This window comes from Pseudomonas sp. FG98, assembly GCF_057808595.1.
In genome coordinates this window covers 1-11543 of record NZ_JBMDIJ010000014.1, presented here as the reverse complement: position 1 = coordinate 11543, position 11543 = coordinate 1, and the positions used below count along the sequence as shown (strand labels likewise).

Sequence of the window (11543 nt, the reverse complement as noted above, 5' to 3'; positions counted from 1 at the left end):
TAATTCTCAATACCTTTCCCTGCCATGTCCGACTCCTCCGCCCTGCACCACCTCTACCAGCAGCACAACGGTTGGCTGAACACCTGGCTGCGCACACGCCTGGGCAATTCCAGCGATGCCGCGGACCTGGCCCAGGACACCTTCGTCAGGGTGCTCAGCGCGCGCAATGTCGAGGCGATCCGCGAGCCGCGCACCTACCTCAGCGCCATCGCCCGGGCGCTGATGATCGACCGCTTCCGCCGTCGCGCCATCGAACAGGCCTATCTCGACGCCCTGGCCCTGCGCCCGGAAGCCACGGATATCTCCCCGGAAACCCGCCTGCTGATCATCGAGACCCTGACCGCCGTCGACGTCATGCTCGACGAGCTCGGCGAACGCACCCGCACCATCTTCCTCGCCGTGCAACTGGAGGGCCTGAGCTATGTCGCGGTGGGCGAACGCCTGGGGGTGTCGGTGACCACGGTGAAGAAGCACATGGTCCGCGCCATCACCCAATGCCTGCTGCTGGCCCAGGGCTGACGCCATGCTCGATCGCGAAGTGCTGCAAGCCGCCGCCACCTGGTACGTCAACCTCAGTGCCGCGCCGGGCTGCGAACAGGAGCGCAAGGCCTGGCGCAACTGGCTGGCCGAAGATGTGCGACATGCCGAGGCCTGGACCCAGGTCGAGCACCTGCAACAGCGCCTGTCCCTGCTCTCGCCGGACCTGGCCCTGCCGACCCTGGCCGATGTGCGGGCGCGCCGGCGTGCGGTGAACAAGGTCCTCGGCCTGTTGCTGATGGCCAGTGCCGGCGGCGCCAGCCTGCTGGCGGTGGAACCGCTGTCGTCGCGCCTGGCCGAGTACCGTACGGCCAAGGGCGAACGTCGCGAGCTGCAACTGGCCGATGGCAGCCAGTTGATCCTCAACACCGACAGCGCAGCGGATGTGCACTACGACAGTGAACTGCGCGAGATCCGCCTGCATCGCGGCGAACTGCTGCTGCAAACCGCCAAGGACCCGGCCAATCGACCGCTGCTGGTGCACACGCCGCAAGGCAGCGTGCGCGCCCTTGGCACCCGCTTCAGCGTCTACAGCCATGACGGGCGCAGCGAAGTGCGGGTGTTCGAGCATGCCGTGGAGATACGCCCCGGCAGCGCGCCTGAGCGGGTCCAGCGCATCGAGGCCGGACAGCAAGCGGCCTTCGACAGCCAGCATCTGCAGGACATCACGCCCCTGGCCGACGCCAGCGACGCCTGGACCCGCGGCATGCTGATGGCCGTGGACTGGCCGCTACCGCGCCTGCTCCACGAACTGGGCCGCTACCGCCCGGGCTACCTGGGCTGTGCCAACGAATTGGCCGGGCTCAAGGTCACCGGTGCCTTCCGCCTCGACGACAGCGACGCCGTCCTCGGCTACCTGGCCAGCTCCCTGCCCATCCGCGTTCGCTATCTGACCCGCTACTGGGTGCGTCTCGATGCGGCGTGAAAAAACTTTCGTCTCAAGGGTTGCCGATTTTCATTCTCGTTCGGCCATGCACTGAAGCGGCGACAACTGCCGCACTTCTGCCACGCCAACCGAAGGAAATCCGCATGTCCCGTTTTGCCAAGCACGCCGCGACACCCCTGGCCCGCGCTGTCCATCTGGCCCTGCTGGGGGCACTGGCCAGCCCCGTGATGGTCGTGCCCGGCGTGGCCATGGCGCAGACCCAGGTAGCACGCTTCGAGATCGCCCCCGGCCCGCTCGGCGTTGCACTCAGCCAGTTCGCCGCCCGTGCCGGGGTGACCTTCGCCTTCCCCAGCGAGCAGGTCCAGGGCCTGTCGTCCCCCGGCCTGCACGGTGACTATTCGGTGGAAGACGGCCTCGCCCGCCTGCTCGAAGGCAGCGGCCTGCAAGCCCGTCGCGACGGCAACGGCAGCTACCTGCTGATGCCCCGCACCGCAAGCGGCGATTCCACCATCGAGCTCGGCGCCCTGAGCATTTCCGGCAAGGCGCCGGGCTCCACCACCGAAGGCTCCGGCTCCTACACCACCGAGTCGTCGAGCAGCTCGACGCGGCTCAACCTGTCGCTCAAGGAAACCCCGCAGTCGATCACGGTGCTCACCCGCCAGCGCCTGGAAGACCAGAAACTCGACAACCTCACCGACGCCCTCGACGCCACCACCGGCATCACCGTGATCCGCGAAAGCCTCGGCGCCGACAGCACCGCCTACATGTCCCGCGGCTTCGCCATCCGCAACTTCGAGATCGACGGCGTGCCGACCTCGGCGAACATGGACAACTACACGCAGAACACCGCGATGTATGACCGCGTCGAAGTGGTCCGTGGTGCCACCGGCCTGATCAGCGGCCTGGGCAACCCGTCGGCGACCATCAACCTGATCCGCAAGCGGCCGACCGTCGAACCACAGGTGCTGATCAGCGCCGAAGCCGGCAGTTGGGATCGCTATGGCCTGAGCCTGGACGTCGGCGGCGCGCTGAACGACGCCGGCAACGTGCGCGGACGCTTCGTCGCCGAGCAGAAGAACCAGCATGCCTGGATCGACCGCTTCAGCCAGGAACTGACCACCCTCTACGGCATCGGCGAAATCGACCTGGACGAGGACACCCTGTTCACCGCCGGCTTCAGCCACCAGGTGACCCACAGCAACGCGCCGATGCGCACCGGCTTCCCGCTGTTCACCACCGATGGCGGGCGTACCGACATCAAGCGCTCGTTCAATACCTCGCCGGACTGGTCCTACTACGATCGCCAGCAAAGCACCCTGTTCACCTCGCTGGAACACCACTTCGCCAATGGCTGGAGCGGCAAGCTGGAATACAGCCACGCGCGCAACGACTACGACACGGTGGTCGCCTACATGGACGGCGAAATCGACATGGCCGACGGCAGCGGCGCCTTCATCATGCCGACCCGCTGGCAGGCCGCGCCGACCCAGGACAACATCGACGCCTACCTCACCGGCGGCTTCGACCTGTTCGGCCGCGAGCACGAATTGATCGGCGGCGTCACCCTGTCGCGCATCGAGGAGCGCGGCACCGCCAACTACGGCGGCTGGCAGCGGGCGAGCTCGGGTTATGCCGGGACCATCGACAACATCTTCGCCTGGGACGGGCACACACCGAAGCCGGTGTTCAAAAAACTCGGCGACAGCGACCTGACCGAGACCCAGTACGCCGCCTACCTGACCTCGCGCTGGCACCTGACCGATGCCGCCAGCCTGATCCTCGGCGCGCGGGTGGTGGACTGGAACCGCGACAGCAAGAGCCGGCTGTACAGCACCGGCGCGGTGACCAGGACCGAGCGCACCGAGACCGGCATCGTCATCCCCTATGCCGGCCTGGTCTACGACCTCGACGACACCTGGACCGCGTACGCCAGCTACACGCAGATCTTCAACCCGCAGAACGCCAATATCCGCGACGTCAACGGCACCCCGCTGGATCCGCAGGAAGGCACTGGTTATGAGGTGGGGATCAAGGCCGGCTTCCTCGACGACCGCCTGAACACCAGCCTGGCGCTGTTCCGCGTCGAACAGGACAACCTCGCCGTGGCCGACGGCGGCCTGCTGCAACCCAACGGTTTCCAGGCCTACAAGGCGGAAAGCGGCACTACCAGCGAAGGCGTGGAACTGGAGGTCAATGGCGAGATCAGCGAAGGCTGGCAGGTCACCGGCGGCTACTCCTACAACGTCAGTTTCAACTCGGATGACAAGCGCATCGTCACCGAGATCCCGCGCAACAGCGTCAAGCTGTTCACCAGCTACCGCCTGCCTGGCGAGCTGGACAAGCTGACCGTGGGTGGCGGGGTCAACTGGCAGAGCGAAACCGGCTACGCCCTGAGCTACGCCACCACCCAGAGCAGCTACGCCATCGCCAACCTGATGGCGCGCTACCAGATCACCCCGTCGCTGTCGGCCACGGTCAACGTCAACAACCTGTTCGACAAGGAATACCTGACTACCACGGCGGCCGGCTTGTACGGGGCACCGCGTAATTTCATGACGACCTTGCGCTACGCCTACTGATCCGAAGGAGGTGCCGCAGCCATTGGCCCTATCGCCGGCAAGCCGGCTCCCACAGGTTCCGGTCGACCACGGGATCTAGGCCCGACACAGAAACTTGTGGGAGCTGGCCTTGCCAGCGATGGGGCCGGTAAGAACAACACAGACCAGCAGGGAATATGTCGAATCTGATGGCCTCATCGCCGGCAATGCCGGCTCCCACAAGGTCCGTGTTGTACCTGAGAGAGATGTGTAGATACCCGGGCAGCGATTGGTCCCCACTGCTAGTTGAAGAACCGGCTCGGCGTGCGCCCGAAATGCTTCCGGAACATCGCACTGAACGCACTCGGGCTGTCGTACCCCAGCGCCCCCGCCACCTCGATGATCTTCTCGCCCAGGGCAATCCGCTCCAGCGCCGCCAGCAAGCGCGCCTGCTGGCGCCATTGGCCGAAGGTCATCCCGGTGTGGCGCTGGAACAGGCGCTGGATGGTCTTTTCATCCAGCCCCAGACGCGCACTCCAGTCCGCCAGGGTCGAGTTATCGCCGGGGTTGTCCTGCAACGCCGCGCAGAGCCTGTGCAGACGTGGTTCCTGCGGTTGCGGCAGGTTCAATGGCAAGGTCGGGAGGATTTCCAGCTCGTCGAGGATCAGCCGCAGGACCCGCGCCTCGCGGGAGTCCGGAGCGCAGGGATGGCGGATCTCCACCGAGACCTTGATCAGTTCGCTGAGCAGGCTGGAGATGCTCACCGCGCAGGTCTGCCGGGGCAGGTGCAGTTGATCGTCGGGCTGGATGAACACGCTGCGCATCTTCACCGGGCCGACACAGCGGATCGAATGCTCCTGCCCGCGCGGCATCCAGATGCCACGGCTGGGCGGCACGGTCCACTGCTCCTCGGCCGAGTGCACCACCATCACCCCTTCGATGGCGTAGATCAGTTGATGCTTCTCGTGGGAATGCGGCTGGATGTGCCAGTTTTCCGGGTAGTCGGTGGCGCTGCTGATAACGCGCCAGTCGCCGCGGTCGATATCGCGAACGAATTCTTCCAGTGGTCTGATCATCTTGCCCGTTTCTCGACAGCCATTGTCCCAATCGCGCGAGACAGGCGACCGAGGGGCGCCTAGCATAAGCTCGCTTTCTCCTTGTGTGTCGAGTTATTTCCGGAAGGTCCCGCATGTCCACTACAACAGCCAGTACCGCTCCACCCGTCTCAGCCACAGCCAGCACCAGCACCGGCAGCCCGCTGGTGATGCAGATCATCGCCGGCTGCGCCCTCGCCCACCTGGTCAATGACCTGATCCAGGCCGTGCTGCCGTCGATCTACCCGATCCTCAAGGCCAGCTACGGCCTGAGCTTCACCCAGATCGGCCTGATCACCCTGACCTTCCAGCTCACCGCCTCGCTGCTGCAGCCCTGGGTCGGCTACCACACCGACCGCCATCCCAAGCCATGGCTGCTGCCGGTCGGCTCGATCTGCACCCTGGTCGGCATCATCATGCTGGCCTTCGTCGGCAGCTTCGGTGCCATCCTGCTGGCGTCGGCGCTGGTCGGCATCGGCTCCTCGACCTTCCACCCGGAAGCCTCGCGCATCGCCCGCCTGGCCTCGGGCGGCCGCTTCGGCCTGGCCCAGTCGACCTTCCAGGTCGGCGGCAACGCCGGCTCCGCCTTCGGCCCGCTGCTGGCGGCGGCGATCATCATTCCCTACGGGCAAACCCACACGGCCTGGTTCGGCCTGGTGGCGCTGTTCTCGATGTTCGTCCTGTACAAGCTGAGCCGCTGGTACAGCAACCACCTGAGCCTGTTCAAGCTCAAGGCCGGGACCAAGGCCACCCACGGCCTGTCGCGGCGCCGGGTGACCTTCGCCCTGGTGATCCTCGCCCTGCTGGTGTTCTCCAAGTACTTCTACATGACCAGCTTCACCAGCTACTTCACCTTCTACCTGATCGAGAAGTTCGACCTGTCGGTGGCCAGCTCGCAGTTGCATCTGTTCCTGTTCCTCGGCGCAGTGGCAGCCGGCACCTTCTTCGGCGGACCGATCGGTGACCGCATCGGACGCAAGGCAGTGATCTGGTTCTCGATCCTCGGTGCTGCGCCCTTCACCCTGGCGCTGCCCTACACCGACCTGTTCTGGACCAGCGTACTCAGCGTGATCATCGGCTTCATCATGGCCTCGGCGTTCTCCGCCATCGTGGTCTATGCCCAGGAGCTGGTACCGGGCAACGTCGGCATGATCGCCGGGATCTTCTTCGGCCTGATGTTCGGCTTCGGCGGCATCGGCGCGGCACTGCTCGGGCACCTGGCGGACATCCACGGCATCACCGAGGTCTACACCCTGTGCTCGTTCCTGCCGTTGCTGGGGATCCTGACCATCCTGCTGCCGTCGACCAAAGGGGTCTGAATGACTGATGGCCTCATCGCCGGCAAGCCGGCTCCCACAGGATTTTGGGCCAGCCACAGTACTTGTGCTCGGCGCATAACCTGTGGGAGCTGGCTTGCCAGCGATGAAGCCATTGGCATCAACGCAGAACGCTTTACCAGTCGTAGCTCATCTGCACCGAAGCCACCCGCTCCTGCCCGTAGTAGCAACCGAACGAGTAGTTGCAGTCGGACACATACTTGCGGTCGAACAGGTTCTGCACATTGAGGCTGGCCTGCAAACCGCGCAGGCTCGGCTGCAGCCGTCCCAGGTCATAACGCAGGGTGGCGTCGTACACGGTGTAGGCCGGGACGTCGAAGGAGTTCGACGAATCTCCCGGCTTGCGTCCGGTGTAGCGCGCACCACCGCCAACGGTGAGGCCATCCAGGCCGGCCGCCGTGACGTGATAGTCCACCCACAGGCTCGCCGAAACCGGTGCCTGCGCCTCGCTGCGGTTGCCCTCGTCGCCGTAGGTGCTGGCGGTGTAGATGGAGTCGATGTAACCCGCCGCAGCGAGCACGTCGAAGGCCTCCAGGCTGGTCTTCAACTCAAGTTCCACGCCCCGCGACCGCACCTCGCCATCCTGGGCCTGGTACTGCGGGTACTCGGTATCGCCGGTCAGCACGTTCTTCTGCTTGACCTGGTACAGCGAGGCCGTCAGCAGGGTCTTCTCCCACGGCTGGTACTTCACCCCCAACTCGTATTGCTCGCCCTCGGTCGGCTCGAACGCCTTGCCGCCGCGCTCCGGCGCTTCGGTGCCGACACTGGGCAGGAACGACTGCGAGTAACTGACATAGGGCGCCAGGCCAAAGCTGGTGAGGTAGGTCAGGCCGACGCGACCGGTGAACTTGCTGTCACGCTGCGAGGCGATGGAGTGCGCCAGCAGGTCCTTGTTGTCCAGCTCGGCCCAGTCCTGGCGGCCACCGATGGTCAGCACCCACTGGTCGAGGCGAATCTGGTCCTGCACATAGAGCCCGGTCTGGCGCACGGTGTTGTCCCAGCGGGTATCCAGGGTCGGCACCACGCTCGAAGTGTCGTAGTTGTTCTTGCCGTACAGGTCCACCGGCAGCACGTTGTTGGCGTTGTAGCCATCGTAGCGGCGGCTGAAGTGACGGTAGTCGACGCCCACAAGGGCGGTGTGCTGCAAGGCGCCGGTGGCGAAGGTGTATTCGAGGTTGTTGTCCAGGGTCCAGGCGATGTTGTGCTGGCGCCAGTCGAGCTTGGTCCGGTTGGCCCGGGTGTAGTCGGTGCCGCCGGCGCCATCGCTGGCGAAGCTGCGCAGGTAGAAGCCGCGATAGCGGTCGCGAATATCGATATAGCGCGCGGTGGAACGCAGGGTCAGATCGTCGTTGAAGTCGTGGCGCAACTCGTAGCCGAGGATCAACTGGTCGCGCCGATAGTCGTTGTAGCGCGAGTCGCCGGAGTAGAAATTGCGATCGATACGCTCACCATTCGGGCCCCGGTCGAGAGAGCCGACCCGCGGCAACGACTGGTAGTCGGGCGCACCCTCGTCGTGCTGGATCTGCGCCAGCAGGGTCAGGCTGGTCGCCTCGTTCGGCGTCCAGCTCAGGCTTGGTGCCAGCAGCGTGCGTTCGGAATGGGTGTGGTCGACCTGCTCGTTGCCCTTGTTGGCCAGGCCGATCAGGCGATAGGCGAACTCGCCCTGCTCATCCAGCGGCCCGCTGCTGTCGAAGGCTCCGTTGACCCGGTTGTAGCTGCCGGCGCCGAGCCTGACCTGGTTGCGCGCTTCGCTGGTCGGACGCTTGGACACCATGTTGATCAGCCCGCCCGGCTGGTTCTGCCCGAACAGCACCGAGGACGGTCCCTTGAGCACTTCGATGCGTTCCAGGGTGTAGGGATCGATCTGCGGCGCGCCGCCGAGGCTGCCGGCGTAGGGCACGTAGGCGCCATCGAAATACAGCGGCGTCGGGGCGAAACCGCGGCTGGTGATTTCGTCGGCGATGCTGTTGCGGTCGGTGAAGCCGCCGATGTTCAGGCCCGGGGTGTAGCGCAGCGCCTGGGTCAGGTTGCGCGCGCCCTGGTTCTGCACCTGCTCGGCGGTGACCACGTTGATGCTCTGGGGGATTTCCAGGATCGGCGTATCGGTCTTGGTGGCGCTGGCACTGCGACTGGCGACATAGCCGTCCACCGGGCCCCAGGCCGATTCGGCAACAGCGCCGGTAATGCTGGTGGCGTCCAGTTGCATCACCCCCTCGCCGGCTGCCGGCAGCAACGAATAGCTGCCGTTGGCCTGGCGCAACGCCGTCAGGCGGCTGCCGGCCAGCAGCTGGCGTAGCCCAGCATCGACCGGGTAGCGGCCGCGCAGCCCTGGCGACTTCAGGCCACGAGCATGGGCCGGGTCGAATGACAGGGTGATCCCGGCGTTGGCGGCGAACTGGCTGAGCGCGCTGTCCAGCGGACCGGGGGCGATATCGAAGCTCATTTCGACCTGCTCCTGCGCCAGTGCCGGAGCAGTGCCCAACAGCAGCCCGGCGGGAGCGGCCAGGGCCGCACCCAGCAGTGCGCAGCGGATCGCCCGGCGCAGGACCGGGGTGTTCAAGGGAGTGATGACGGAACGGGACATGCGGTTTCCTTTCGCCCTGTGGCAGTGATGAATGGCGTCTCTGTGGCGCCTCTACCTACAAGTCGAAGCAGTTCCGCAATCGATAACCCCCTGGGTGAAAAAATCTTCAGGCCGCCTCGACCCGCACCCAGAAGCGGCTGAAGCGGCGGATGCGCACCGGCAAGGTGGTGGTCAGGTTGTCCAGCACGATATCGCTGTCGCCCAACTGGAAGGCCCCGGAAATCCGCAGATCGCCAACGGCATCGGCGCAGCCCAGGTGGCCAGGGCGATAGCGTTGCAGTTCGGCGATGAAATCCCCCAGGCGCCAGTCGCTGACCACCAGCAGGTCGCGGCTCCAGGCATCCGCCCCGGGCAGTGCCGCGCGCAATGGGCCGGGAGATTCGGCACTGAAGGCCAGGCGCTGGCCGGCCTCGACACGCTGCACCTGGGCGCCCGTCGCACAACGCACCTCCACCGCATGCTCCAGGACGCTGACCTGGCTCAGCCCGGCATCGCGGCGGACCAGGAAACGCGTGCCGAGGGCTCGGATGCTGCCCTCGGCGGTGTGCACGACAAAGGGCCGGGCCAGGGCATCGCGAGCGGTTTCCACGAGGATCTCGCCCTCGACCAGGTCGAGTTGGCGCAGCTCGTTGCTGTAGCGGATGTTCACCGCGCTGGCGGTATTGAGCTGCAAGCGGCTGCCGTCGGGCAGGCGCAGGGCATGCCGCTCGCCGGTAGCGGTGCGCTGGTCGGCAAGCAAGGCCTGCACCGGCGTGCCGCGCCAGGCCAGGGTACCGGCGCCGCCACTGGCGAGCAGGATCGACAGCACCTTGAGCACCTCGCGCCGTTTGGCCCGGGCCCCGGCCAAGGCACTGCGCGTCAGTTGCGGGGCAACCTGGCCGAAGGTGCCCTGCAACTTGTCGAGCCGGGCCCAGGCCTGCTGGTTGCGTGGATCGCTGTCCAGCCAGCGCTGGTGTGCGGCACGGGTTGCCGCGTTCGGCTCGCAGCGCAGCTCGACATACCACCGGGCGGCGGCTTCGAGCACGTCACGGGGCAGGCTCACGGCTCAGTCCCCGACCAGCAGCAGGCAATGGGTCAAGGCCCGTACCGCATGCTTCTTCACCGTGGTCACCGACACCGCCAGGCGCCGGGCGATCTCCACGTAGCTCAGGCCATCGAGCTGGGCCATCAGGAAGATTTCCCGGGTGCGGCCGCCCAGGCCGTCGAGCAGGCGGTCGATTTCCACCAGGGTTTCGATGATCTGCAGGCGGGTTTCCGGGGACACCTCCAGTGCCTCGGGGCGAGCTGCAAGCGCCTCCAGATAGGCCTGCTCCAGTGCACGACGGCGGAACAGATCGATCATCAGGCTGCGCGCCACACTGCTCAGATAGGCTCGCGGCTCGCGCAGCTCGGCGGCCTTGCGCAGGGTGATAACGCGGATGAAGGTATCCTGGGCCAGGTCCGCCGCATGCTCGACACAGCCGAGTCGGTTGCGCAGCCAGCCACAGAGCCAGGAATGATGATCCTCGTACAGGGAATGCACGGCTTTTTGCAGGGAGAGGTCGGCGGAGGACATGGAGGGACCGGACGGAAACAAGTGGTAATGAATCTCATTTAACACGAGCTGGTCGACGGAAGGCAAGAACGAACGCGGTTCAGACTCCTACAGGGATCCCGGGCAAGCACCGGGCGCAGGTCAGACGTAGAACCTGTGGGAGCTGGCATTGCCAGCGATGAGGCCCGCAAGAACAATCCGGCCGGCAGATCGATGTCGAAGCTGATGGCCTCATCGCCGGCAAGCCGGCTCCCACAGGGTACCGGGCCAGCCGCAGGATCCAGGCCCGACACAGGAACTTGTGGGAGCTGGCTTGAACTGGCCTAATGATCCCGGACACCTCTTAAGGGCGATATGATTCGCCCATTCAGGAGGTTCCATGCAAGAACGAAAGACCTATACCCGCGAGTTCAAACAACGTTGCGCTGGCATGGTTCTCGATGACAACTGCTCAGTTCCCGACGTCTGTGCGTCGATGCAGGTTGGCCCTACGGCGTTGCGGCGTTGGGTTGATCAGGTTCGCAAAGAGCGCCAGAAGGGTCAGCCAGTGGCAGGTACCAAGGCGATCAGCGAAGAACAGCGAGAGCTTCAGCAACTACGAGCCAAGATCAAACGGCTGGAAACCGAGGCCGAAATCTTAAAAAAGGCTACGGCTCTCTTGATGTCGGATCCCGGTCGTTTTTCCTGATCGAAGAACTGAGAGAGTCGTATCCGACAAGCCAGGTTTGCAGTGCGCTGGGTGTTTCCCGGAGCGCGTTTTATGACTGGCACCGTCGCCGTTCAACGCCGAATCTCAAGCGTGACGGACTCAGGGCAAAAGTCGTGCAGTTGCATGCCGAAAGCCGGGGAAGTGCCGGTGCGAGGATGATCTCTCAGTGCCTGAAGGCCCAGCAGATCAAGGTGGGAAGGCATCTGGCAGGAAAACTCATGGAGGAGGCAAGTCTGACCAGCAGGCAGCGCCGCCGACATCAATATCGTTCCAGAGGCGTCGAAGCCTTTGTGGCCAAAAACTTGCTCGAACGCAACTTCGAGCC

At 65.2% G+C, this 11543-nt stretch carries 10 protein-coding genes; 6 read left to right on the top strand and 4 right to left on the bottom strand.

Annotated features, from left to right (window positions below; all coding sequences use genetic code 11):
• The first annotated feature begins 24 nt into the window (after positions 1 to 24).
• The 3 genes from ACODSK_RS11925 (at position 25) to ACODSK_RS11915 (ending at position 4002) form a co-directional block, all read left to right on the top strand.
• Positions 25 to 519 (top strand): sigma-70 family RNA polymerase sigma factor, encoded by a 495-nt coding sequence (locus ACODSK_RS11925; RefSeq protein ID WP_489016193.1) that lies wholly within the window; start codon positions 25 to 27, stop codon positions 517 to 519.
• A gap of 4 nt (positions 520 to 523) precedes the next feature.
• On the top strand, positions 524 to 1462 hold the full coding sequence (locus ACODSK_RS11920) for a FecR domain-containing protein (RefSeq protein WP_489016191.1): 939 nt from the start codon (positions 524 to 526) through the stop codon (positions 1460 to 1462).
• Between the two features lie 104 nt (positions 1463 to 1566).
• Entirely contained in the window at positions 1567 to 4002 is a 2436-nt protein-coding gene (locus tag ACODSK_RS11915) for a TonB-dependent siderophore receptor (RefSeq protein ID WP_489016190.1), read from the top strand.
• A gap of 260 nt (positions 4003 to 4262) precedes the next feature.
• Here ACODSK_RS11915 and ACODSK_RS11910 read toward each other — a convergent pair whose 3' ends face one another.
• Entirely contained in the window at positions 4263 to 5036 is a 774-nt protein-coding gene (locus ACODSK_RS11910; protein WP_489016188.1) for an AraC family transcriptional regulator, read from the bottom strand.
• A gap of 113 nt (positions 5037 to 5149) precedes the next feature.
• Here ACODSK_RS11910 and ACODSK_RS11905 point away from each other — a divergent pair, with 113 nt between their 5' ends.
• The gene (locus tag ACODSK_RS11905) at positions 5150 to 6373 is read left to right on the top strand and encodes an MFS transporter (protein WP_489016186.1); all 1224 of its coding nucleotides are present in this window, start codon (positions 5150 to 5152) and stop codon (positions 6371 to 6373) included.
• Positions 6374 to 6506: 133 nt separating this feature from the next.
• Here ACODSK_RS11905 and ACODSK_RS11900 read toward each other — a convergent pair whose 3' ends face one another.
• The 3 genes from ACODSK_RS11900 to ACODSK_RS11890 form a co-directional block, all read right to left on the bottom strand.
• On the bottom strand, positions 6507 to 8975 hold the full coding sequence (locus ACODSK_RS11900) for a TonB-dependent siderophore receptor (RefSeq protein WP_489016185.1): 2469 nt from the start codon (positions 8973 to 8975) through the stop codon (positions 6507 to 6509).
• A gap of 106 nt (positions 8976 to 9081) precedes the next feature.
• The gene (locus tag ACODSK_RS11895) at positions 9082 to 10017 is read right to left on the bottom strand and encodes a FecR domain-containing protein (RefSeq protein WP_489016183.1); all 936 of its coding nucleotides are present in this window, start codon (positions 10015 to 10017) and stop codon (positions 9082 to 9084) included.
• 3 nt (positions 10018 to 10020) lie between these two features.
• Positions 10021 to 10530, bottom strand: a complete 510-nt coding sequence (locus ACODSK_RS11890; protein WP_489016181.1) for a sigma-70 family RNA polymerase sigma factor — start codon at positions 10528 to 10530, stop codon at positions 10021 to 10023.
• Between the two features lie 358 nt (positions 10531 to 10888).
• Between ACODSK_RS11890 and ACODSK_RS11885 the strand changes: the two genes are divergently transcribed.
• Positions 10889 to 11197 carry a transposase gene (locus ACODSK_RS11885; protein ID WP_489016179.1) on the top strand — a complete coding sequence of 103 codons (309 nt, stop codon included), beginning with the start codon at positions 10889 to 10891 and terminating at the stop codon, positions 11195 to 11197.
• 134 nt (positions 11198 to 11331) lie between these two features.
• On the top strand, positions 11332 to 11543 hold a 212-nt coding region (locus ACODSK_RS11880; RefSeq protein WP_489016178.1), incomplete at its 3' end, for an IS3 family transposase.